Below are 23876 nucleotides of genomic sequence, written 5' to 3'. Positions count from 1 at the left end.
GGAGGCGGTGGCGGCACCGGCGAACGTGAAAACGAGGTGCGCCGCGGTGAGTCCCGGGGCACCCTGGCCGGATATGGACGACCGGCGCCGCAAGCGGATCTCGAAGTACGTCGCACGGCATCTGCGGCACGCTCCCGAGCGGATCGGGCTCACCCTGGACGCCCACGGCTGGGTGGGTGTCGGGGAACTGCTGGACGCCGCGGCGCGCAACGGCTTCCGGCTCACCCGCGAGGAGTTGGAGGAGGTCGTCGTCACCAACGACAAGCGGCGCTTCACGCTCGATCCCGAGCGGGACCGCATCCGGGCCGCCCAGGGACACACCGTCGGCGTGGATCTGGGCCTCCACCCCGCCGAACCGCCTCCGTACCTCTTCCACGGAACGGTCGGGCGGTACATGGCGGACATCCGGCGGGACGGCCTGCGGGCGATGGCGCGTCACGACGTCCACCTCTCGCCCGACCGCGAGACGGCCGCCGCCGTGGGCGCGCGGCGCGGGAAGCCGGTGGTGCTGGTGGTGGACGCCGGGGCGATGCACCGGGACGGGTACACGTTCCGGGTCAGCGACAACGGGGTGTGGCTGGTGCCGCGCGTACCACCGGAGTACCTGTGCCTGCCCGGCTGACGCGGGGCCGCCCGGCCGCGGACCGGCGGCGTGCCGCACGTAGGCTCGTGGCATGCGTCTGAGCACCGTGATCCTTCCCGTCGACCGCTGGCACGAGGGGGGCCGCGCGAAGTGGCGGCGCGCCGAGGAGCTCGGCTTCCACGCCGCGTACACCTACGACCACCTGTCCTGGCGCGTCCCGTTCCGCGACGGGCCGTGGTTCGGTGCCGTGCCCACGCTGACGGCCGCCGCGGGCGTCACGGAGCGGATGCGCCTGGGCACCCTCGTCACCTCCCCCAACTTCCGGCACCCGGTGACGCTCGCCAAGGAGCTGATCTCGCTCGACGACATCTCGGGCGGCCGGATCACCCTGGGGATCGGCGCGGGCGGCAGCGGCTTCGACGCGACCGCGCTCGGGCAGGAGCCGTGGACGCCGCGCGAGCGCGCCGACCGCTTCGGCGAGTTCGTACCGCTGCTGGACCGGCTGCTGACCGAGGGCTCGGTCTCGCAGCGGGGCGTCTTCTACTCGGCGAGGGAGGTGCGGAACCTCCCCGGCTGCGTCCAGCGGCCCCGGCTGCCGTTCGCGGTGGCGGCCACCGGGCCGCGCGGGATGAGGCTGGCCGCCCGGTACGGGCAGGCATGGGTGACCACCGGCGACCCGAAGCTGTACGACACCGGGACGCCCGAGCAGTCGGAGGCCGCGCTGCGCGGGCAGGTCGAGCGGCTCGGCGAGGCGTGCGCCGAGGCCGGCCGGGACGCGGCCGGCCTCGGCAAGGTCCTGCTGCACGGCTTCACCCCGGAGAGGAACACCCCGCTGGAGTCGGTGGAGGCCTTCGTCGACTTCGCGGGCCGCCACCGCGAACTGGGCTTCACCGAGATCGCGGTCCACTGGCCGATACCCGGCACGGGCTTCGCCTCCGACCGGGCCGTCTTCGAGCGCATCGCCACGGAAGCGGCCGCCCGGCTCGGATGAGTGGGGCCGGGTTCCCGGTGGGCCCCGTTCGGCGTGCCCCGTCCGGTGGGCCCACCCCGTGCCGCCGTCGGACCGGAGCGGCGGAGAGCGTGCGTGCGTTTCGCGCCATGCCCGGCGCGGCTTCCGGGGAGCCGTAGCGTTTTCCCTACGTGGACGGCCGGGTGCCCCCGGAGCCGACTGTCCGTGTCCGTCCGGTTTCGGAGGCGTTCGTCCCGTGGCTCATTCGGGCACCTTGGCGCACGCCTGTGCGGGCATATGCGGGACCATGGGGAGCGTGACCCATGCTCCCGCGCCCCCGATGACACGCCCGCGCCTCATCGCCACCGATCTGGACGGCACGCTGCTGCGCGACGACAAGTCCGTCTCCGACCGCACGGTCGCGGCGCTGGCCGCCGCCGAGGAGGCCGGGATCGAGGTCTTCTTCGTCACCGGGCGGCCGGCACGCTGGATGGGCGTGGTCAGCGACCATGTGCACGGGCACGGTCTGGCGATCTGCGCCAACGGCGCGGCCGTCGTCGACCTGCACCGGGGACGGCGGATCGTGCAGGTCCGGGAACTGCCGCGCGACACCGCGCTGACCGTGGTCGAGGAACTGCGCACCGCCGCCCCCGACGTCAGCTTCGCCGTCGAGCGGACCGGCGGCATCCACTACGAGCCGCAGTACCCGCAGTTCCACCTCGACCCCGGCGCACTGATCGCACCGGCCGAGAAGCTGCTGACGGACGAGGCCGAGTACGCCGACGAGCCGGTGCTCAAGCTGCTCGCCCACCACACCTCACTGGTTCCGGACGAGTTCCTGGGCATGGCCCGCACCGTCGCGGGCCACCACGCGGAGTTCACCCGCTCCAGCCCGAGCGCGCTGCTGGAGGTCAGCGGCCCCGGTGTCAGCAAGGCCAGCACCCTGGCCCGGTGCTGCGCGCAGCGCGGCGTGGCGGCCGAGGAGGTCGTCGCCTTCGGCGACATGCCCAACGACCTGGAGATGCTCTCCTGGGCCGGCACCTCCTACGCCATGGCCAACGCCCATCCGGCGGTGCTGGCCGCGACCACGCACCGCACCCTCGCCAACGAGGAGGACGGCGTGGCCGCCGTCATCGAGCGGCTGCTGGAGCTGCCGCCGGCCGGCTGACGGGGGCGGATGCCGATGCGGGTGCGGGAACGTTTCGGCCGTGGGCGGTTCGGCCGTGGGCGGTCAGGGCCGGCCGCACGGCGGCGCTTGCCTTGAAGTGCTCTCCAAACGCCAGCATGGGGCCTCCGAGCGCGGCGGTGACGCCGCACGGACGAGAGGACCGCCGGTGAGCACACCGTATTTCGCCCTGGGCGCCATGGACTTCGGCACCCGGCTGGACCATGACACCTCGACGGCTCTGCTCGACCGCTTCGTCGAGCGGGGCGGGCGGTGGATCGACACCGCCAACTGCTACAGCTTCTGGATGGACCCCTCCGGCGTCGGCGGGCAGAGCGAGGCCGTGATCGGCCGGTGGCTGGCCGCCCGGCCCGGCGTACGCGACCGGGTGCTGATCAGCACCAAGGTGCGCCAGCAGCCGACCGTGCCGGGGAGGTGGCCGGAGTCCGCCGAGGGGCTGTCGGCGCCCGCCGTACGCTCGGCGGTGCGGGAGAGCCTGAGACGGCTGGGCACGGAGTGGATCGACCTGTACTGGGCGCACGCGGAGGACCGCGACGTGCCCCTGGAGGAGACCGTCGGCGCCTTCGGCGAGGTGGTCTCGGAAGGGCTCGCCCGCCGGCTCGGCGCCTCCAACCACACCGCCTGGCGCGTGGAACGCGGCCGCGCGCTCGCCCGTGCGGCGGGAGTGGCGGGCTGGACCGCCCTGCAACTGCGGCACTCCTACGTCCAGCCGCGGCCGGGGGTCGTCCTCCCCGAGAGCGGGCACCAGCTCGCGACCGCCGAGTCGCTCGACTACGCGCGCAGCGAGCCGGACATGGAGCTGTGGGCCTACTCCTCCCTGCTGTGGGGCTCCTACACCCGCTCCGACCGCCCGCTGCCCGAGCACTACGACCACCCCGGTACGGCGCGGCGCCTGGCCGTGCTCGGGGAGGTGGCCGCCGAGACCGGGGCCACCGCGAACCAGGTGGTGCTGGCATGGCTGACCGGCGGGGACCCGGCCGTCGTGCCGATTATCGGGGTGAGCCGGACCGAGCAGCTCGACGAGGCGTTCGACGCGATGGAACTGCGGCTGGACGAGGGGCAGCGGCGGCGGCTGGACGAGGCGGCCTGAGGGCCTGCCGGGGAGCCGGTGGCGGGGGAGCCGGCGGGGCCGGCGCCTCCGTCAGGCCCGGGTCGCGGCCGGCTCCCCGGTGGCCCGCTCCCGCTCCAGCATCCGCCGGAAGGGGCCGTCCGCCCAGGCCAGTTCCGCGTACGGACCGCGCTGGACGACGCGCCCGCCGTCGAGGACGACCACCTCGTCCACCGCTTCCAGACCGGCCAGCCGGTGGGTGATCAGCACGGTGGTGCGGCCCTCGGTGGCGGCCAGCAGATCGGCGGTCAGGGCGTCGGCGGTGGCCAGGTCCAGATGCTCGGCGGGCTCGTCCAGGACGAGGACGGGGAAGTCGGCGAGCAGCGCGCGGGCCAGGGCCAGGCGCTGACGCTGGCCGCCGGAGAGCCGCGCGCCGAACTCGCCGACGAGGGTGTCCAGGCCGTCGGGCAGCTCGCCGACCCAGTCGTCCAGGCGGGCGGCGGACAGGGCGGCGTGGAGGTCGTCGTCGGTGGCCGGCGGCCTGGCCAGGCGGAGGTTCTCGCGCAGGGAGCTGTCGAAGATGTGCGCGTCCTGGGCGCACAGGCCGACGAGCCGGCGTACGGCGTCGGAGTCGAGGGCGAGGGCGTCGGCGGCGCCCGCGCCGAGGGTGTAACCGCCGGAGGCGGGGTCGAGGAAGCGCAGCAGGACGTGGGCCAGGGTGGTCTTGCCCGAACCGGAGGGGCCGACGACCGCGACGCGCCGGCCGGGGGTCAGTGTCAGATCCACCTCCCGCAGGGCCGGGCGTTCCTGGCCCGGGTGGCGGGCGGTGAGGCCGGTGAGGACCAGGGGGAACGGGTCGGCGGGCGCCGGGGCGGGGTCCTCCGGCTCGCGTACGGGGACGGGCGCGTCGATCACCTCGTGGACGCGTTCGGCCGAGCGGCGGGTACGCTGCCGGTGCTGGGCCGCGAGCGGCATCCCGGAGACCGCCTCGAAGGCGGCGAGCGGGGTGAGCACGACCACCGCCATGAGAAGGCCGTCCAGCCGTCCGCCGTGGACGGCCGCGGCGCCCGCCCAGGCGGCCGCGGTGACGGTGAGCCCGGCGGCGAGCGCGGACAGCCCGCCGCCGAGCGCGGTGACGGCGGAGCTGCGGGCGGCCAGGCGGGTCAGCGCGGCGTCGGCGTCGCGTACGGCCTCGGTGCGGCGGGGCAGCGCTCCGGCGACGGTCAGTTCGGCGGTGCCGGTGAGCAGGTCGACGGTGCGGACGGTCAGCTCGCCCCGGGCGGGCGCGAGGCGGCGCTCGGTGCGGCGGGAGACGGCGGCGGCGAGCGCGGGGACGGCGACGCCGGCGGTCAGGAGGCCGACGGCGAGGGCCGCACCCGCCTCGGGCAGGAGCCACGCGGTGAAGACGGTGGCCGAGAGGGAGACGGTGGCGGCGACGGCGGCGGGGAGCAGCCAGCGCAGGAAGTAGTCCTGGAGGGCGTCGACGTCGGCGACGAGCCGGGCGAGCAGGTCGCCGCGCCGGGTGTGGCGCAGTCCGGCGGGGGCTAGGCGCTCCAGCCGGCGGTAGACGGTGACGCGCAGGTCGGCCAGGACGCGGAAGACGGCGTCGTGGGAGACGAGTCGCTCGGCGTAGCGGAAGACGGCTCGGCCGATGCCGAAGGCGCGGGTCGCGGTGACGGCGACCATCAGGTACAGCACGGGCGGCTGCTGGGAGGCGCGGGAGATCAGCCAGCCGGAGGAGGCCATGAGGCCGACGGCGCTGAGGAGGGCGAGGGAGCCGAGGAGCAGGGCGAGTGCGAAGCGGCCGCGCAGGGGGCGCGCGATGCGGCGTACGCGGGTGAGGGGATGGGGGGCGGGTGCGTTCCCGGGTGCGGGCGCGCCGGTGGCGGGTGCGCCGGTGTGGACGGGGGCGGTGCGTGCGGGGGGCTCCGTCCCCTCCGGCGCGCTGCCGGGGGCGGTTCGGCTCGCCCCGGGAGTGGGTGATGCCGTCTCGACCGCGCCGGTGGGGGTGAGGCGGACGACGCGGTCGGCGAGGGGGAGCAGCGCGGGGCGGTGGACGATCAGGATGACCGTGCGGCCGCGGGCGAGGCGGGCGATCGCGTCGACGACCTGGGCCTCGGTGGCGCCGTCGAGGGCCGCGGTGGGTTCGTCGAGGAGGACGACCGGGCGGTCGGCGAGGAAGGCGCGGGCGAGGGCGACGCGCTGGCGCTGGCCGGCGGAGAGGCCGGCACCGGCCTCTCCGAGGGCGGTGTGCGGGGAGAGGTCGGGGGCTCCGGCGTCGGCCAGGGCCCGCAGGACTTCGGCGTCGGTGGCGCCGGGACGGGTCAGGCGGACGTTGTCGGCGATCGTCCCGGCGAAGAGGTGGGGGTGCTGGGGGACCCAGGCGATCTGGGAGTGCCAGGTGGCCGGGTCGAGGGTGGACAGGTCCCGGCCGTCGACGGTGACACGGCCGGCGGTGGGGGTGGTGAGGCCGAGGAGGGCGCTCAGCAGTGTGGTCTTGCCGGCGCCGGAGGGGCCGGTGACGGCGACGGTCTCGCCGGGGGCCACGGTGAGGGTGGTGGGGGGCAGCGAGTCGGTGGTGCGGCCCTCGTGGCGGACGGTGAGGCCGTCGAGGGCGATGGTCGCGGTGCGCGCGTCGGGGGCGGGGTCGGTGCCGGGGGCGGGGGCGTCGGTTTCGAGGGTGGAGAAGACCTCCTCCGCCGCGGACAGGCCCTCGGCCGCGGCGTGGTAGTGGACGCCGACCTGGCGCAGTGGGAGGTACGCCTCGGGGGCGAGGATCAGCACGACCAGGCCGGTGTAGAGGTCGAGTTCGCCATGGACCAGGCGCATGCCGATGCCGACCGCTACGAGGGCGACGGAGATCGTCGAGAGCAGTTCGAGGACGAAGGAGGAGAGGAACGCGATCCGCAGGGTGCGCAGGGTCGCGCGGCGGTAGTCGGCTGTGATGGCGCGGATGTTCTCCGCCTGGGCCTTGGCGCGGCCGAAGACCTTGAGGGTGGGCAGGCCCGCGACGACGTCGAGGAAGTGGCCGGACAGGCGGGACAGCAGGCGCCACTGGCGGTCCGTGCGGGCCTGGGTCGCCCAGCCGATCAGGACCATGAAGACCGGGATCAGGGGGAGGGTGACGGCGATGGTGGCCGCCGAGATCCAGTCGTCGGTGAGGATGCGCGCGATCAGGACGGCGGGGACGACGACGGCCAGCGCGAGCTGGGGGAGGTAGCGGGCGAAGTAGTCGTCGAGGGCGTCGATGCCGCGGGTGGCGAGGTTGGCCAGTTCGCCGGTGGGCTTGTCCAGGCGGGCGGGGCCGAGGGCGGTGGCGTGGGTGAGCAGGCGCAGGCGCAGTTCGGACTTGACCGCGGCGGAGGAGCGGTGGGCGGCCAGCTCGGTGAGCCAGGAGACCAGGGCGCGGCCCAGGGAGACGGCGGCGAGGAGGGCGAGGGGGGTGGTGAGTCCGGCGGGGGGTGTGTGGTGCTGGAAGGCCCGTACGACGATCTCGGCGATGAGCACGGCCTGGGCGATGACCAGGCCCGCTCCGGCCAGGCCCAGCACCACGGCGGCCGCGAGGAAGACGCGGGTGGTGCGGGCGTACCGGAGCAGGCGGGGGTCGACGGGCTTCATGTGCGGGTGGTTTCCGGTTCCGGGTTCGGGGTGTCGGGGGCCGTGTCGGCCGGGTCCGCGATGTGCTGGGTGCCGATGCGCTTGCGGAACACCCAGTATGTCCAGCCCTGGTAGAGCAGCACGAGCGGAGTGGCCAGGGCGGCCAGCCAGGTCATGATCGTCAGGGTGTAGGGGGAGGACGCGGAGTTGGTGACCGTCAGGCTCCAGGCGGGGTCGAGCGTGGAGGGCATGACGTTCGGGTAGAGCGCGAGGAAGAGCATGGCGACGGCCGCCACGACGGTGACGCCGGAGAGGGTGAAGGACCAGCCCTCGCGTCCGGCGGCGATCGCGCGGACGGCCGCGAGCAGGGCGAGGGCGGCGACCGCCAGGGCCGCCAGGGTGGCGGTGTCACCGCGGTCGAGCTGGGTCCAGCCGAGGAAGGCGACCGCGAGGGCGGCGGTGAGCAGGCCCACCCGCACGGCGAGGGCACGGGCCCGGACGCGGATGTCGCCGACGGTCTTCAGGGCGGTGAAGACGGCGCCGTGGAAGGTGAACAGGGCGAGGGTCGTCGCGCCGCCGAGCAGGGCGTAGGGGTTCAGCAGGTCCAGGAGGCCGCCGGTGTACTCCTTCTCCGCGTCGATGGCGACGCCGCGGACGATGTTGGCGAAGGCCACGCCCCACAGGAAGGCGGGGAGCAGGGAGGTCCAGAAGATGGCCCGCTCCCAGTTGGTCTGCCACTTCTCCTCCGGCCGCTTGGCGCGGTACTCGAAGGCGACTCCGCGGACGATCAGGCAGACGAGGATGAGGAGGAGCGGCAGGTAGAAGCCGGAGAAGAGGGTGGCGTACCAGTCGGGGAAGGCGGCGAAGGTGGCGCCGCCGGCCGTCAGCAGCCAGACCTCGTTGCCGTCCCAGACCGGTCCGATGGTGTTGATCAGTACGCGGCGCTCGCGGCGGTCGCGGGCCAGTGTCCGGGTGAGGACGCCGACTCCGAAGTCGAAGCCCTCCAGGAAGAAGTAGCCGGTCCACAGGACGGCGATCAGGACGAACCAGACGTCGTGGAGTTCCATCGGGGAAACCTCGGTTGGACCTAGTAGGAGAAGGCCATGGGGCGGTCGGCGTCGTCCTTGTCGTGGCCGCCGATCCGGGTGGGCGGATTGAGGTCGGCCTCGGTGAGCTCGGGCGGCCCGGCCTTGACGTACTTGGCCAGCAGCTTCACCTCGATCACGGCGAGGACTGCGTACAGGAGGGTGAAGACGGTCATCGAGATCAGCACCTCGAGCTGGGAGACGCCGGGGGAGACGGCGGCGGAGGTGCGCAGCAGGCCGTAGACGACCCAGGGCTGGCGGCCCATCTCGGTGAAGATCCAGCCCCAGGCGTTGGCGATGAGCGGGAAGCCGAGGGTGAGGAAGGCGAGCTGCCAGTAGCGGCGGCTGAGGGCGGGGCCGAGCAGGCGGGTGGGGGTGAGGGCGAGGTTGGGGACCTCGTTCTCGGTGGTGCGGTGGCGTTCGGCCAGGAGGAGGCGGCGGCGGGTGAGCCACAGGCCCAGGGCGCCGAGGGCGGTGGAGGCCATGCCGAAACCGATCATCCAGCGGAAGCCCCAGTAGGCGACGGGGATGTTGGGCCTGTAGTCGCCGGGGCCGTACTTCTCCTGGAGGGCCTCGTTGGTGTCGTTGATGCCGGGGACGGGGCTGGAGAAGTCGCTGTGGGCGAGGAAGGAGAGCAGGCCGGGGATCTCGACGGCGACCTTGTTGTGGCCCTCGTCGACGTCGCCGTAGGCGAAGAGGGAGAAGGGGGCGGGCCCCTCGGTCTCCCACAGGGCCTCGGCCGCGGCCATCTTCATCGGCTGCTGCTCGTACATGATCTTGCCGAGGTGGTCGCCGCTGACGGCGGTGAGCGCTCCGGCGGCGACCATGGTGACCAGGCCCAGGCGCAGCGAGGTGCGCATCACCGGGATGTGGCGGCGGCGCATCAGGTGGTACGCGGCGATGCCGGCCATGAAGGCGCCGCCGGTGAGGAAGGCGGCGGTCATGGTGTGGAAGAACTGCGCCACGGCGGTGTTCTGGGTGAGCACCGCGAGGAAGTCGGTGAGTTCGGCGCGGCCGGACTCGGGGTCGACGCGGTAGCCGACCGGGTGCTGCATCCAGGAGTTGGCGGCCAGGATGAAGTACGCGGACAGGACCGTGCCGATGGAGACCATCCAGATGGTGGCCAGGTGGATCCGCTTCGGCAGCTTGTCCCAGCCGAAGATCCACAGGCCGATGAAGGTGGACTCGAAGAAGAACGCGATCAGCGCCTCGAAGGCGAGCGGCGCTCCGAAGACGTCGCCGACGAAGCGGGAGTAGTCGGACCAGTTCATGCCGAACTGGAACTCCTGCACGATGCCGGTGACGACGCCCATCGCGATGTTGATCAGGAAGAGCTTGCCCCAGAACTTCGTCGCCCTGAGGTAGACCTCGCGGCCGGTGCGCACCCAGGCGGTCTGGAGGCCGGCGGTGAGGGCGGCGAGCGAGATGGTCAGGGGGACGAAGAGGAAGTGGTAGACGGTGGTGATGCCGAACTGCCACCGCGCCAGGGTCTCCGGGGCCAGAGCTAGGTCCACGGCACTCTCCAAAAGTGGACATGGTGTGACGTAGCACACGCGCTCGTGAATGCGTTCACATTCACAAGAAGTATGACTCACTTATGTTCGTTCCCTCCCACCGGGGGTGGGAGGGAACGGAGGTCCTGCTCGGGGGGCCTTTGGTCCCGGGCCGGGAGGGCTGGAGGTCCTTACCGCGCGTCCTTACCGCGCGTCCTTGCGGAAGTCCTGCGCGGCCTTGAGGAAGAGGTCGTTGGCCTCCGTCTCACCGATCGTGACGCGGACCCCCTCGCCCGCGAACGGCCGCACCATCACGCCCGCCGCCTCGCAGGCCGCGGCGAAGTCGCCCGTGCGCTCCCCCAGCCGCAGCCAGACGAAGTTCGCCTGCGTCTCGGGAACCGTCCAGCCCTGCCCGGTCAGCTCGCGCACCACCCGGGTCCGCTCGGCGACCAGGGCGTCCACGCGCTCCAGCAGCGCGGCCTCGCTGCGCAGCGAGGCGACCGCCGCGTCCTGCGCGATCTGGCTCACGCCGAACGGCACCGCCGTCTTGCGCAGCGCCGCCGCCACCGGCTCGTGGGCGACGGCGAAGCCGACCCGCAGCCCGGCCAGGCCGTACGCCTTGGAGAAGGTGCGCAGCACGCAGACGTTCGGGCGGTCGCGGTACAGCTCGATGCCGTCCGGGATCTCCTCGTCGCGGACGAACTCGCGGTACGCCTCGTCCAGCACGACCAGCACGTCGCCGGGGACGCGGTCCAGGAAGCGCTCCAGCTCGGCGCGGCGGACGGCGGTGCCGGTGGGGTTGTTGGGGTTGCAGACGAAGACCAGGCGCGTGCGCTCGGTGACGGCGTCGGCCATCGCGTCCAGGTCGTGCCTCTCGTCGCCGTCCAGCGGCACCCGGACGGAGGCCGCGCCGGAGATCTGGGTGATGATCGGGTACGCCTCGAAGGAACGCCAGGCGTAGACCACCTCGTCGCCTGGGCCGGCGGTGGCCTGGAGGAGCTGCTGGGCGACGCCGACGGAGCCGGTGCCGGTCGCGATGTGGCTCATCGGCACCCCGAAGCGGTGCGCCAGCTCCGACGTCAGGAGGCCGCAGGCCATGTCCGGGTAGCGGTGGAAGGAGCCGGCGGCGGCGGTGGCGGCCTCCAGGACCCCGGGCAGCGGCGGGTAGGGGTTCTCGTTGGAGGACAGCTTGTAGGCGGCGGGGCCGTCGGCGGCCGCCGGACGACCGGGCCTGTAGGTGGGGATCCCCTCCAGCACCGCGCGCAGTTTCGGGGCCATCTCCGTCATGCCAGGTCCTCCTCGACCCTTCGGGGCCAGTCGTGGGGCGGCCGTGCCGCCGCTCGTACCACCAATGCTGCACACCTTAGAAGGATTCCCCGGAACGGCGTAGGGCCCGAAGAGGAGGGCGTATTCGCAGAAGCGTGCGCCGGTGGCGCGCGCCCTGGCGCGCATCACTCGTGGAGGTGAGTTGAGACAGCTTTGAGACATCCCCCCTTCTGCTGGAGCAAGCGGTGAAGTATCCGCAGAAACGATGGGGCGTTAGCTCAACTACCGCCTCTTCCATGGTCGTTACCATTGATCCGGCTTGCAGAATCGTCTCTTCTCCTGTTGTCCTGTACACCCCCGCAAACGAAGCGGCGCGGCCCTAGTATCAGCACGCCATGACAGCAGCAGGGAAGCACCAGGTGAGCCGGACCCACGGCCGTCGGCTGGGGCGGGCGGGCATCCGGGACGTGGCCGCGGCGGCCGGTGTCTCGATCACGACCGTCTCCGACGCGCTCAACGGCAAGGGCCGCCTGCCCGACGCCACCCGACGCCACGTCCGCGAGGTCGCCGACCGGCTCGGCTACCGCCCGTCCGCGGCGGCCCGCGCACTCCGCACCGGCAAGTCGGGGCTGATCGGACTGACGGTCACGACCTACGGCGAGGAGCCCTTCACCTTCACCGAGTTCGCCTACTTCGCCGAGATGGCCCGCGCCGCCTCCTCCGCCGCCCTGGCCCGCGGCTACGCGCTGGTGATCCTCCCCGGCAGCACCCGGCAGAGCCCCTACGACGTCTGGTCCAACGTCGCCCTCGACGGCACCGTCGTCATCGACCCCTCCGACCGCGACCCCGTCGTCACCGAGCTGGTCCGGCAGGGCATCCCCGTGGTCTCCGACGGCCGTCCCTGCGGCGACCTGCCCGTCACCGCCTGGGTCGACAACGACCACGAGGCCGCGGTCACCGGCCTGCTCGACCACCTCGCCGCCGCCGGCGCCCGCCGCATCGGCCTGCTCACCGGCACCAGCACCGACACCTACACCCGGCTGTCCACCAAGGCGTACCTGCGCTGGTGCGAGCGCGCCGGACAGGATCCGGTGTACGAGGCCTACCCCGCCCACGACCCCTGCGCGGGCGCCGTCGCCGCCGACAGACTGCTGGCCCGGCCCGACCGCCCCGACGCCGTGTACGGACTCTTCGACCCCAACGGCACCGACCTGCTCGCCGCCGCCCGCCGCTACGGGCTGCGCGTCCCCGACGACCTGCTGCTGGTGTGCTGCAGCGAGTCCGCCGTCTACGCCGGCACCGAGCCGCCCATCACCACCCTGTCGCTGAAACCCGGGCGCATCGGCACCACCGTCGTCCAGCTGCTGATCGACGCCATCGAGGGCACCGGCGGCGGCCGCCCCGTCCAGCGGATCATGCCCACCGACCTGATCGTCCGCACGTCCTCGCAGCGCCGCCGGACGCGGACGACGGTGAGCGCCCCCCGCTCCCCCGAGGACCGCGACCGGTCCTAGGGCCCGCTCATTCCGGGGCGAACCGGCCGCTCTCCGGCTCCCGTCCGGCCCCGGCCCGAATTGCCGTCCCCCGGGTGCGTCACAAGGCGCGACCTGCGTTCCTATGATGGGCCCACGACACCGGGACCGGCTCTCGACACGGGACGACCCGCGGGAGGCGGAGAGAGGTCCGGCAGGTGCAGGCGCGCGCGATGGTGGAGGGGCCGATGACTCTGGGGGCCGGTCGGGGATCCGACATGTGGCACGGCGCGGGCGTGACGGGTTCGGGCCTGGTGAGTTCGGGCCCGGTGAGTTCGGGTGTGACGGGCCCCGGGGCCCCGGGTTCCGCCGAACCGCGCCCGGAGGGGTACACCCCCACCCAGCGCGACCTGCCCGTCATCGGCGCGGTCCCCGCGGTCCCCACCCCCACACTGGTCGACACGCCCTCCCCCGCCGCCGGCGGCGGCGAGCAGGGCCCGCTGTACGTCGTCGGCGACGTCCACGGCTATCTGGACGAGCTGCGCACCGCCCTGCTGAACCAGGGGCTCATCGACACCGAGGACCACTGGATCGCGGGCAACGCCCGGCTGTGGTTCCTGGGCGACTTCACCGACCGCGGCCCGGACGGCATCGGCGTCATCGACCTGGTGATGCAGCTGTCCGCCGAGGCCGCCGCCGCCGGCGGCTACTGCAAGGCGCTGATGGGCAACCACGAGCTGCTGCTGATCGGCGCCAAGCGCTTCGGCGACACCCCCGTCGGCTCCGGCGCGGGCACCGCCTCCTTCCAGGCGGCCTGGCTGCTCAACGGCGGGCAGCGCTCCGACATGGAGCGGCTCCAGGAGCACCACATCCAGTGGATGTCCCGCCTGGACGCCATGGCCCTGGCCGACGACCACCTGCTGGTGCACTCCGACACCACCGCCTACCTGGAGTACGGCGGCACCATCACCGACGTCAACGACGCCGTCACCGAGTCCCTCACCCACCACGACGCCGACGAGACCTGGGACCTGTTCCGCAAGTTCACCAAGCGCTTCGCCTTCCGCGACGAGGCCGGCGCGATGGCGGCACGCGAACTGCTGGCCACCTACGGCGGGCGGCGCATCGTCCACGGTCACAGCCCGATCCCCTACCTGCTGGGCGAGGTCGGCTCCGAGGACGGCGAGGACGGCGCGCCCCAGGTGCACGGACCGCACGTCTACGCCGACTCGCTCGCGGTCGCCATGGACGGCGGAGTGACCATGGCCGGAAAGCTACTGGTGTCCCGGCTCCCCCTCCCCGCCTGAGCGTTGTCTCCCCCGGTGTCCTGCTCGATCCGCCCCCCGCATGCCGCCCGGAGGGTGAACACCGCCCGGTAGAGGCGCGTATTTTCCGGAAACACCCTGTCACCACCGGAAGGAACCGCTCTACCATCGGGTCCCTGTCTCAAGCGAGCTCTCCTCCGTTTCCGGCCCCGCGGCCTTACGGAGCACCGGGGGATGCACATGAACACCGCTCCGCACCTGCGTCTTGAGGACCGCCCCGAGTTCGAACGGGTCCTCGACGAGGCACTGCGCGCCGTACGCGACCGTCCCGAACCGGCCGCCGGAAGACGGCTGACCACCGAGCAGCTGCGCACCATGGCGGTCGGCGCCGCCGCCGCGATCGCCGCCTGCGCGGCGGCGGAGTACGAGCACTTCGTGTCGCTCCGCGACGAACTGCGCCGACCCGGCCACGCGCCCTCCTCGCAGGGGGGCGCGGGCGTGCCCGGAGGATCCGGTTCCGATTCCGGTTCGAACGGCGCCGGGCTGCTCGCCACGCTCTCCGTCCTCGCGCCCGTACTGGCCGGGACCGCGGCGCTGATCTTCCTCCTGGTCGGCCATCTGCTGGGGGTGGTGGACCCCGAGCCGTCCATCGCCGCGCCGATGCGCACCGCGGGCTGGGCCTTCGCCGCCCTGACCGCCGCCTCGCTGCTGGCCGCGTGCGTCGGACTGCTGGTCACCGCGGTGCGCCACGGCGCCGGCGCGATCCGGGCTGGCGGGCCCAGCGGGCAGAGCGCGCTCGCCGACGAGGTGGCGCGGGCGCGCACGGCCTGGCGCACGGCGCTGCTTGAGCGCGGGGTGCGGCCCTTCCTCAGCGAGGCGCTGGCCGGGGCGGCCGCGGAGGCCTCGGGGACCGCGGGCGCCCTGGAGACCTCCGGGATTCAGGGGGCGGGGAAGGCCCCGCGGGAAAGCCGCCACCCCAGGCTGGGCTACAGCCACCCGGGCTTCTCCAGCCCGGCCCCGGAAGCGCCCCGCGGCACGGACGCCGGGCCCCGCTTCACCAGCCCCGACTTCACCAGCCCCGACTTCGGCGGCCCCGAGCACCCCCTGGACCGGGCCCCGGGCCGGGCGACCGACTGAGCCGCCGACCGGGCAACCGACCGAGCCGAGGGCCGGGCCACGGGCCGGGCCGCCTCCGGACCCGGCACCCGGAAGGCGACCGGGCCCGTAAAGCGGTGGGCCCGGCGGGTCCCCGCTGGCATCCTGGGGAGGGTGACGGACCGACCACAGACTCCCGGCGGCTCTCCGCCGCCCCGCGGGCTGCTCCTCCGCGTCTCCCCCGAACTGCGGATCTTCCTGCCCTCGCGCCACCGCGGCGCCGAACTCCTCCCCGTGCCCCACGACGGACCTCCTCGCTCGTCCACGTCGTGCAGTCCGCGGGCATCCCGCTGACGGAGGTGGGCGCGCTCGTCCTGGAGGACACCGCCGGGAGCGGCGGGGAAGAGCGGCGGGTGGAGCCCTCGTACCGCCCCGAGGCGGGCCGGACGGTCCGGATCGAGCCCGTCGTACGCCCGCAGCGGGTCCCGGACGGGCCGCCGCGCTTCCTGCTGGACGTCCACCTGGGCACGCTGGCCCGGCGGCTGCGCCTGGTGGCCGGCGCCGACACCGCCTACCACAACGACATGGACGACCCCGCCCTGGTCGAGCAGGCCAACGCCGAGCGGCGCGTCCTGCTCACCCAGGACCGCGGGCTGCTGATGCGGCGGCAGCTGTGGATGGGCGCCTATGTGCGCGGCTCGCGCCCGGACGACCAACTCGCCGACGTCCTGGACCGTTTCGACCTGCCGCTGGCGCCGTGGACGCGGTGCACGGCGTGCAACGGGCTTCTCGCCGACGTGCCCAAGACCGAGGTCGAGCACCTGCTCCGCCCCGGCACCCGCCGGACCTACGACACCTTCGCCCGCTGCCGCGGCTGCGGGCGCGTCTACTGGCGCGGGGCCCACGGGGACCGGCTGGAGGCGCTGGTGGCGGAGGCCGCCGGGACGGCGGGCGAGCGGGAGGCCGGCACGCCGTAGGCACTCAGTCGATCAGCCCCAGGCGCGCGGCGCGCACCCCCGCCGCGAAGCGGCTCCCCACCCCCAGCTTCTCGGTGATCCGGGTCATCATCCGCCGCAGCGTCCGCTCGGAGCAGCCGAGCCGCCGGGCGATGCTCTCGTCCTTGGTGCCGGTCGCGAGCAGGGCGAGGATCTCCCGCTCCTGCTCGGTGTACTCGTCGGCCGGGTGGGAGCCGCCGGCGTGCCGGGTCCGGCCCGCGCCGTCGGGGTAGGGGCGCGCCACGTCCCACTCGTGCTCGAAGACCTGCGCGAAGCACAGCGCGATCCGCGAACTGCGCAGCAGCACGTCGCCGTCGCCGCCCAGGGGGTCGTCACCTGCGGGCATCAGCGTGACCGTGCGGTCCACCACGTGGAGGTAGAGGGGCAGGGCGGCGGCGACGCGGACCCGGGCGCCGGCCTCCCGCAGGGCGTCGAGGTAGGCGGCGGCCCCCGGCCCGCGCGTCGCGCCGACGGTGGCCAGCATCCTGATCTCGGTTCCCCGGGCCAGGATGCGGCGGTCGTGGACGAGACTGGCCTCCAGCACCTCGGGGCCGGGGAAGGCCGTCCGCATGCACAGCACCTCCCGGCGCCCCACCGGCTCGAACTCGTCCAGCCGCCTGCGGAGCCGGTCGCGGTCCTCGATGAACTCCACCTCGACGCTCTCGTGTCCCGGCCCCCGGAACTCCGGGAGCAGGTCGAGGATGTCGTCGACGGCACGGAGGTTGCGGTCCAGGGTCTCGGCGGCCGACCGCAGCCAGGCGCGCTGCTCGCCGAACAGCTCACGCAGGGCCCTCTCCGGTGAGCTGACCCCCTGACCCTCGGGGTCGAGAAGCCTGCGCTCGGCGAGCCAGCGCCTGACCTCCCCGGGCATCTCCTCCGGCCGCGGGGCCCGTGTCGCGCAGTTGCTCCTGAGCGTTCCGACCAGTTGCGTGTAGACCTGCCTGGCCTCGGTCCCGGTCTCGGCCGCGTCGTCGCTGTCAGCGGACATGTCAAAAAGGTAGCCCGCGACCCGGGCCTTCTCCATAGTGCGGCCGGCACGGGAGCCGTGCCCCGGGCTGGCCGGGTCCGGCCACGCCGGTTCCGACCCGGTCCCCGCACCGGACCGCCGGGCTTAACGTGACGCCGCGGCACCGGGAACCGGCGGCCGCCGCCGCGTCACGCGGTGTCCCCCCTCAACGCGCCGGCGCACACCCACGCGCCGGCCGACCACCGGAAGGTGTGCACCCCCATGAGACGAACGCACCTGGGCGCGCTGCTGCTCGCCATCCCCACCGCGCTGATACCCGCCGTCGCCTCCGCGGCCCCCGCCGCCGACTCCGCGCGTGCCGAGGCACCGCTGGTCAAGGTCGCGCAGGCCCCGGACGCGCTGGTCGTCGAGGGGAACTACATCGTCACCCTGAAGCCCGGCGCCAAGGCCACGAAGCTCGCCGGCGACAAGGACATCAAGACCCGGCACGTCTACTCGGAGGCGCTCAACGGGTTCGCCGCGAAGCTGACGGACGGCCAGCTCAAGGCGCTCCAGCGCCACCCCTCCGTCGCGGCGATCGAGGAGGACCAGAAGGTCACCGCCAGCGCCACCCAGTACAGCCCGCCCTGGGGCCTGGACCGGATCGACCAGCGCAACCGCCCGCTGAACGGCGCCTACACCTACAACCGCAACGGCGCCGGGGTGACGGCGTACATCATCGACACCGGCATCGACACCTCGCACCCCGACTTCGGCGGCCGGGCGCGCAACGTCTTCGACGCCTTCGGCGGCAACGGCCAGGACTGCCAGGGCCACGGCACCCATGTCGCCGGCACCGTCGGCGGCGCGACGTACGGCGTCGCCAAGGGCGTGGCGCTGCGCGGCGTCCGGGTGCTCAACTGCCAGGGCAGCGGCTCGTACTCGGGCATCATCGCCGGTTTCGACTGGGTCCGGCAGAACGCCGTCAAGCCCGCCGTGGCCAACGCCTCCCTGGGCGGCGGCTACTCGTCCGCGGTGAACACGGCCGCCACCAACCTGGCCAACTCCGGCGTCCACCTGTCCGTCGCCGCCGGCAACGAGAACCAGAACGCCTGCAACGTCTCCCCGGCCAGTGCCACCGGCGTCCTCACCGTGGCCGCCTCGGACAGCTCCGACCGCAAGGCGTCCTTCAGCAACTGGGGCTCCTGCACCGAGCTGTACGCCCCCGGCGTCTCCGTCACCTCCACCCGCATGGGCGGCGGCAGCACCGCGCTGAACGGCACGTCGATGGCGTCCCCGCACGCCGCCGGGGTGGCCGCGCTGTACAAGTCCGCGTACGGCGACGCCTCCTCCTCGGCCGTCAACAACTGGCTGATCAGCAACGCCACCGCCAACGTGATCAGCGGCAACGTCACCGGCACGCCCAACCGCCTGCTGTTCAAGAGCACCCTCTGACACACCCTCCGGCCGGCGCGAGCCGGCCGGAGGGGCCGCGGGCCGCCCCCGGTGCCGGGCGGCCCGCGGCGGCACGCCGAGGGCGGGGAGGCTCCGGGCAACCGTCCGGGCCCTCCCCGCCCGCTCGCGCCGACTCCGCCCCTCCACAAGGCGATTGGCCTGAATCGATCGGTTCGGAACGATTGCCGGGACTGCCCCGGGAAACGCGTAGCGCATCGGACGACGATGCCTTCCCAAGGGAATCGGAGGAGACGCGATGGCGCGCGTGTCACGCAGGACCAGGACGGGTGTGGTGGCGGCGGCCGGACTGCTGGCCGGCACGACGCTGATCGGCGGCTGCGGCGAACAGGACCCCAACACGGAGGCCGGGACCGGCACCGAGGCCGAACGGGAGACCGGTGCCGGAGGCGGGGACGGCGACGAGGCCGCCGCCGAGGTCGTGCGGACCGCGCACGAGAAGACGGTCGCGGCCGAGACCGCGAAGATGACGCTGAAGGTGCGCGCCGCCATGGGCGGGCAGCAGCAGACCCTCACCGGCGACGGCACCGTGGACCTGGCCGACGGCACCAGCGACCTGACCTTCGAGGCGGGTGGCGGTGAGCGGATCGAGCAGCGGGTGGTGGACGAGACCCTCTACCAGCGGCTGCCGGACCAGGCGCGGGAGCAGCTCGGCGTGGACGGGCCGTGGATCAGCGTCGACCTGCGGGAACTCGCCGGAAGCGACGGCACCGTGGGCGGCGTGCGGATCAACGACCCGGTCCGGGGCCTCGACTACACCAGGGCCCTGGACGACGACGCCACCCGCGTCGGCACCGAGGAGGTCGGCGGTGTGGCGACCACCCGCTACCGCGTGAACGTCGACGTGGAGGAACTCGCGGGCGAGAACACGGCCGAGTCCGAGCGCCTGCGGCAGCAGCTCGGCGACTCCCTGCCGATGCACCTGTGGCTCGACGACCAGGACCGCATCCGCCGCCAGCAGTTCGAGGTCTCCCTCGACGGCGAGGCGGCACGGTCGAACTCCCGGGCCCAGTCCCAGCCGCCGTCCCGCGAGACCAGGGACGCGGTGATCCGCACCGTCATCGAGTTCAGCGACTTCGGCACCGAGGTCGAGGTGTCCCCGCCCCCCGCCGGGAAGACCGAGGACGTCACCGACAAGCTCGCCCGGCAGACCGACCGCTCCCCGAACGGGTGAGGTCCCCCGCCGCCGGCCCGTGGGAACACGGACCGGCGGCCGGCGTCATACCCCCGCAGACGCCCTCGACAGCGGGGACCGACGGATCCATGGGAACCGGCGGGGCACGAGGCGAAACGCGGCGGGCGCACTCTGGGATGCTGAGACGATGACGGCACCGGAAGCACGGTGGGAGCGGCGGCTCGAGAAGCTGTGGGCCTCCTTCGACGACCACGGACCCGACGGTTTCCTGCGGCGGATCGAGACGCTGGCCGCCGAACTCCCGCCCGGCGACGCCGTCGCCCTCTACGAACTGGCCTCCGCCCACGACGCACTCGACCGTGAGGAGGAGGCCGCCGCCCTCTACCGCCGGGCCCTCGCGGCAGGCCCGCCCGGCGGACGGCGCCGGCGGGCGGTGATCCAACTGGCCAGCACCCTGCGCAACCTGGGGCGGGTGGAGGAGAGCATCGCACTGCTGACGACCGAGCGGGAGACGTGCTCGGACGAGCTGGACGACGCGGTCACCGCATTCCTGTCCCTGGCGCTCGTCGACGCCGGGCGGGAGCGGGAGGCGGCGGCCCTCGCCCTCACCGCCCTTGTCCCCCACCTGCCGGAGTACCGCCGCTCACTGACGCACTACGCCCGTGCCCTCACCGCCGGGGAGCACGCCTGATCCGGCTCCGGCACGGCTGCCGTACCAGGCGGTCCCTCGGGAAAGACCGAGACCAGGTGCGCGGTCCGGTTGCGGGCGCGGGGCGGGTCCCGGACCTCGTCGCGTTCGGAACCCGCCCCGTCGCTCCCGGCTTCTGCGGTCAGTCCGTCAGCGGCAGATAGACGCGGTTGCCGCTCGCTGCGAACTCCTCGGACTTCCGCCTCATGCCCTCCTCCGGATCCAGGGCGAGGTCGCCGCCGTGTTCGCGGCGGATGTCCTGGGAGATCTTCATCGAGCAGAACTTCGGCCCGCACATCGAGCAGAAGTGCGCCGTCTTCGCCGGCTCCGCCGGCAGCGTCTCGTCGTGGAAGGCGCGGGCCGTGTCCGGGTCGAGGGCCAGGTTGAACTGGTCCTCCCAGCGGAACTCGAAGCGGGCGTCGGACAGCGCGTCGTCCCACTCCTGGGCGCCGGGGTGGCCCTTGGCCAGATCGGCGGCGTGGGCGGCGATCTTGTAGGTGATGACGCCCGTCTTCACGTCGTCGCGGTCCGGCAGGCCCAGGTGCTCCTTGGGCGTGACGTAGCAGAGCATCGCCGTGCCCCACCAGGCGATCATCGCCGCGCCGATGCCGGAGGTGATGTGGTCGTACGCCGGGGCGATGTCGGTGGTGAGCGGGCCGAGGGTGTAGAAGGGCGCCTCGTCGCAGATCTCCTGCTGGAGGTCGACGTTCTCCTTGATCTTGTGCATCGGGACGTGCCCGGGGCCCTCGATCATCGTCTGCACGTCGTGGGACTTGGCGACGCGGTTCAGCTCGCCCAGCGTGCGCAGTTCGGCGAACTGCGCCTCGTCGTTGGCGTCCGCGATGGAGCCCGGGCGCAGTCCGTCACCCAGGGAGAAGGTGACGTCGTAGGCGCGCAGGATCTCGCAGAGCTCCTCGAAGTGGGTGTAGAGGAAGCTCTCCTTGTGGTGGGCCAGGCACCAGGCCGCCATGATCGAGCCGCCGCGCGAGACGATGCCCGTCTTGCGGCGGGCGGTCAGCGGGACGTAGCGCAGCAGGACGCCGGCGTGGACGGTCATGTAGTCCACGCCCTGCTCGCACTGCTCGATGACGGTGTCCTTGTAGATCTCCCAGGTCAGTTCCTCGGCCTTGCCGTCGACCTTCTCCAGCGCCTGGTAGAGGGGGACGGTGCCGATGGGGACGGGGGAGTTGCGCAGCACCCACTCGCGGGTGGTGTGGATGTTGCGGCCGGTGGAGAGGTCCATGACGGTGTCGGCGCCCCAGCGGGTGGCCCACGTCATCTTCTCCACCTCCTCCTCGATGGAGGAGGTGACGGCGGAGTTGCCGATGTTGGCGTTGACCTTCACCAGGAAGTTCTTGCCGATGATCATCGGCTCGGTCTCCGGGTGGTTGACGTTCGCCGGCAGGACGGCGCGGCCCGCGGCGATCTCGTCGCGCACGTGCTCCGGCGAGCAGCCCTCCCGCACCGCCACGAACTCCATCTCGGGGGTGATCTCGCCCCGCTTGGCGTACGCGAGCTGCGTGACGGCGGTGGTGCCGCCGCGGCCCCGGCGCGGCAGGCGGGGGCGGCCGGGGAAGACGGCGTCCAGGTTGCGCAGCCCGCCGCGCGGCGAGGTGTGCCTGAGACCGTCGTCCTCGGGCCGCACCTCGCGGCCCGGGTACTCCTCGGTGTCCCCCCTGGCGATGATCCAGTTCTCCCGCAGCGGCGCCAGGCCGCGGCGGACGTCGGTGTCGATGTTCGGATCGGTGTACGGGCCGGACGTGTCGTACAGCGTCACGTCGCGGCCGTTGGTGAGGTGCACTCTGCGGACGGGCACCCTGATGTCGGGGCGCGAACCGCTCAGATAGCCCTTGTGCCAGCCGGTCGCGCGCTCCTCGGCGCTCCCGGAGGCGGTTTCGGGCGTACGTGCGTCCTGCGAGGTCATGAGACCCAACTCCCTACGCCGGCATTACCCGGTAACAGGTTCGGCGGTCGACGCAGCCGTTTCCGTGGCGGTGTCCACGGAGGTCAGCGTCCTCTCAGCCCCGTGCTCGGAGCTCCCGCGGTGTGCAAAAGCGCCCCCACGCTAACGGCTGACACCGGGCGTGCGCCAGGGCGCCCCCCGCCGCGCCTGCGATGATCGGGCCGTGGACTCCTCCTCCCCGTTTCCCCCGCCGTCCCGCTCGCCGGTCCCTCCGCCGGTGCCGCCGGTGCCGCCCGCCCCGCCGCCCCAGCGCCCGTCGCCCGGCCACGAACCCGGCCACGAACCCGGCCACGGGCAGGCGCCGCACGGGCACGGGCACTCCCACGGCCACCACCACGGTCCGCCCGCCCCCGTCTCGGCGCGGCTGCGCAAGGCGGTCGCGGCGGTGCTGGTCCCGTTCGCGGTGGCGGTGCTCGCCGGGCTGGTGGCACTGTGGCCGGGCGGTACGCCCGAGGGGAAGGACTCGCCCAGCGGTGTCGGCTTCGACCGGCAGACGCTCGGCGCACGGGTCACCGCGGTCGAGGAGGTCGACTGCGCGGAGGTGGGCGCCGCCCAGCCGCCCGGCGGCCCGGGCGGCGCCGGGGGCGCGCAGGACGGCGGAACCGGCGGCTCGGACCGGGGCGGCCCGGGTGCCCTGCCGGAGGGCTCCGGGAAGGGCACCTGTCTGCGGGCGACCGTCGAGGTCACCGAGGGCAAGGACGCGGGCCACACGTTCCCGGAGATCGTCACCCCGGACGCCACGCGCCGGCTGAGCCCCGGTCAGGACGTGGTGGTGGCGTACGCGCCCGACGCCCCGCGCGAGTTCCAGTACAGCGTGGTGGACGTGGCGCGCGGGGTGCCCATGGTGGTGCTGGCGGGCGTCTTCGCGCTGGCGGTGGTGGTCGTGGGGCGGCTGCGCGGGCTGCTGGCGCTGGTCGGGCTGGCGGTCAGCTTCGGTGTGCTGACGCTGTTCATCCTGCCCGCGATCCTCCAGGGCTCCAACCCGCTGCTGGTGGCGGTGGTGGGCGGCAGCGCGATCATGCTGGCCACGCTGTACCTGTGCCACGGCGTCAACGCCCGTACCTCGGTGGCCGTCCTGGGCACCCTGGTGTCGCTGCTGCTGATCGGGCTGCTGGGCTCGGCGTTCATCGGATGGGCCGCGCTGACGGGCAACACCGACGACCAGACCGGGCTGGTGCACGGCCTCTACCCGGACATCGAGATCCGCGGGCTGCTGCTGGCCGGTGTGCTGATCGGTTCGCTGGGCGTGCTGGACGACGTGACGGTGACCCAGACCTCGGCGGTGTGGGAGCTGCGGCAGGCCGACCCGTCGGCCGGTTGGCGCAGGCTCTACGGCGCGGCGATGCGCATCGGGCGCGACCACATCGCGTCGGTGGTGAACACGCTGGTGCTGGCGTACGCGGGGGCCGCGCTGCCGCTGCTGCTGCTGTTCTCGATAGCGGAGAGCGGAATGGGCCAGGTGGCCACCAGCGAGCTGGTGGCGGAGGAGATCGTGCGGACGCTGATCGGCTCGATCGGCCTGGTCGCCTCGGTCCCGGTGACCACGGCGCTGGCGGCGCTGGTGGCGGTCGCCGACCGCCGGGGGCCGTCCGGCGGCGGGACGGCCGGCGGCGGGACGGCCGGCGGCGGGACGGCCG

Annotated in this window: 18 protein-coding genes; 12 read left to right on the top strand and 6 right to left on the bottom strand. The window is 73.5% G+C overall.

Annotation, left to right across the window (positions count from 1 at the left end; translation table 11 throughout):
* Positions 1–73: 73 nt before the first annotated feature.
* The 4 genes from ACLIYP_RS13645 (at position 74) to ACLIYP_RS13630 (ending at position 3808) form a co-directional block, all read left to right on the top strand.
* A complete protein-coding gene (locus tag ACLIYP_RS13645) occupies positions 74–622 on the top strand; it encodes an RNA 2'-phosphotransferase (protein ID WP_412713387.1) in 549 nt (182 codons plus the stop codon).
* A gap of 52 nt (positions 623–674) precedes the next feature.
* Positions 675–1574, top strand: coding sequence for an LLM class flavin-dependent oxidoreductase (locus ACLIYP_RS13640; RefSeq protein ID WP_412713386.1), 900 nt, complete (start codon positions 675–677; stop codon positions 1572–1574).
* 265 nt (positions 1575–1839) lie between these two features.
* Positions 1840–2700, top strand: a complete 861-nt coding sequence (locus tag ACLIYP_RS13635) for a Cof-type HAD-IIB family hydrolase (RefSeq protein ID WP_412713385.1) — start codon at positions 1840–1842, stop codon at positions 2698–2700.
* Positions 2701–2896: 196 nt separating this feature from the next.
* Positions 2897–3808: an aldo/keto reductase gene (locus ACLIYP_RS13630; RefSeq protein ID WP_412713399.1), complete on the top strand. Its 912-nt coding sequence runs from the start codon at positions 2897–2899 to the stop codon at positions 3806–3808.
* A gap of 51 nt (positions 3809–3859) precedes the next feature.
* Here the strand turns inward: ACLIYP_RS13630 and cydD are convergent, their stop codons facing one another.
* The 4 genes from cydD to hisC form a co-directional block, all read right to left on the bottom strand.
* The gene (gene cydD, locus ACLIYP_RS13625) at positions 3860–7384 is read right to left on the bottom strand and encodes a thiol reductant ABC exporter subunit CydD (protein WP_412713384.1); all 3525 of its coding nucleotides are present in this window, start codon (positions 7382–7384) and stop codon (positions 3860–3862) included.
* On the bottom strand, positions 7381–8430 hold the full coding sequence (cydB, locus tag ACLIYP_RS13620; RefSeq protein ID WP_412713383.1) for a cytochrome d ubiquinol oxidase subunit II: 1050 nt from the start codon (positions 8428–8430) through the stop codon (positions 7381–7383). Before cydB ends, cydD begins: the two co-directional genes overlap by 4 nt.
* 20 nt (positions 8431–8450) lie before the next feature.
* A complete protein-coding gene (locus tag ACLIYP_RS13615) occupies positions 8451–9962 on the bottom strand; it encodes a cytochrome ubiquinol oxidase subunit I (RefSeq protein WP_412713382.1) in 1512 nt (503 codons plus the stop codon).
* Between the two features lie 183 nt (positions 9963–10145).
* Positions 10146–11228, bottom strand: a complete 1083-nt coding sequence (gene hisC, locus ACLIYP_RS13610) for a histidinol-phosphate transaminase (RefSeq protein WP_412713381.1) — start codon at positions 11226–11228, stop codon at positions 10146–10148.
* A gap of 374 nt (positions 11229–11602) precedes the next feature.
* Between hisC and ACLIYP_RS13605 the strand changes: the two genes are divergently transcribed.
* The 4 genes from ACLIYP_RS13605 to ACLIYP_RS13590 all read left to right on the top strand — a co-directional run bounded on the left by ACLIYP_RS13605 (position 11603) and on the right by ACLIYP_RS13590 (position 16016).
* Positions 11603–12721 carry a LacI family DNA-binding transcriptional regulator gene (locus ACLIYP_RS13605; RefSeq protein ID WP_412713380.1) on the top strand — a complete coding sequence of 373 codons (1119 nt, stop codon included), beginning with the start codon at positions 11603–11605 and terminating at the stop codon, positions 12719–12721.
* A gap of 191 nt (positions 12722–12912) precedes the next feature.
* Positions 12913–13986 carry a metallophosphoesterase gene (locus tag ACLIYP_RS13600; protein ID WP_412713398.1) on the top strand — a complete coding sequence of 358 codons (1074 nt, stop codon included), beginning with the start codon at positions 12913–12915 and terminating at the stop codon, positions 13984–13986.
* Positions 13987–14184: 198 nt separating this feature from the next.
* The gene (locus ACLIYP_RS13595) at positions 14185–15081 is read left to right on the top strand and encodes a hypothetical protein (protein WP_412713379.1); all 897 of its coding nucleotides are present in this window, start codon (positions 14185–14187) and stop codon (positions 15079–15081) included.
* Between the two features lie 287 nt (positions 15082–15368).
* The gene (locus ACLIYP_RS13590) at positions 15369–16016 is read left to right on the top strand and encodes a Mut7-C RNAse domain-containing protein (RefSeq protein ID WP_412713378.1); all 648 of its coding nucleotides are present in this window, start codon (positions 15369–15371) and stop codon (positions 16014–16016) included.
* 4 nt (positions 16017–16020) lie between these two features.
* Here the strand turns inward: ACLIYP_RS13590 and ACLIYP_RS13585 are convergent, their stop codons facing one another.
* Positions 16021–17022 carry a helix-turn-helix transcriptional regulator gene (locus tag ACLIYP_RS13585; RefSeq protein WP_412713377.1) on the bottom strand — a complete coding sequence of 334 codons (1002 nt, stop codon included), beginning with the start codon at positions 17020–17022 and terminating at the stop codon, positions 16021–16023.
* 240 nt (positions 17023–17262) lie between these two features.
* Between ACLIYP_RS13585 and ACLIYP_RS13580 the strand changes: the two genes are divergently transcribed.
* From ACLIYP_RS13580 to ACLIYP_RS13570, 3 genes are all read left to right on the top strand, one after another.
* The gene (locus tag ACLIYP_RS13580; protein ID WP_412713376.1) at positions 17263–18435 is read left to right on the top strand and encodes a S8 family peptidase; all 1173 of its coding nucleotides are present in this window, start codon (positions 17263–17265) and stop codon (positions 18433–18435) included.
* Positions 18436–18691: 256 nt separating this feature from the next.
* Positions 18692–19627, top strand: coding sequence for a LolA-like protein (locus ACLIYP_RS13575; protein ID WP_412713375.1), 936 nt, complete (start codon positions 18692–18694; stop codon positions 19625–19627).
* A gap of 148 nt (positions 19628–19775) precedes the next feature.
* Positions 19776–20279 carry a tetratricopeptide repeat protein gene (locus tag ACLIYP_RS13570; RefSeq protein ID WP_412713374.1) on the top strand — a complete coding sequence of 168 codons (504 nt, stop codon included), beginning with the start codon at positions 19776–19778 and terminating at the stop codon, positions 20277–20279.
* Positions 20280–20418: 139 nt separating this feature from the next.
* Here ACLIYP_RS13570 and thiC read toward each other — a convergent pair whose 3' ends face one another.
* Positions 20419–22200, bottom strand: a complete 1782-nt coding sequence (gene thiC / locus ACLIYP_RS13565; protein WP_412713373.1) for a phosphomethylpyrimidine synthase ThiC — start codon at positions 22198–22200, stop codon at positions 20419–20421.
* Between the two features lie 265 nt (positions 22201–22465).
* Here thiC and ACLIYP_RS13560 point away from each other — a divergent pair.
* Positions 22466–23876, top strand: a 1411-nt coding sequence (locus ACLIYP_RS13560) for a YibE/F family protein (RefSeq protein ID WP_412713397.1), incomplete at its 3' end; no start/stop codon positions are given.

This window comes from Streptomyces nanhaiensis, assembly GCF_046614825.1.
Taxonomy (GTDB): domain Bacteria; phylum Actinomycetota; class Actinomycetes; order Streptomycetales; family Streptomycetaceae; genus Streptomyces; species Streptomyces radiopugnans.
This window is presented reverse-complemented; position numbering and strand designations above follow the sequence as displayed.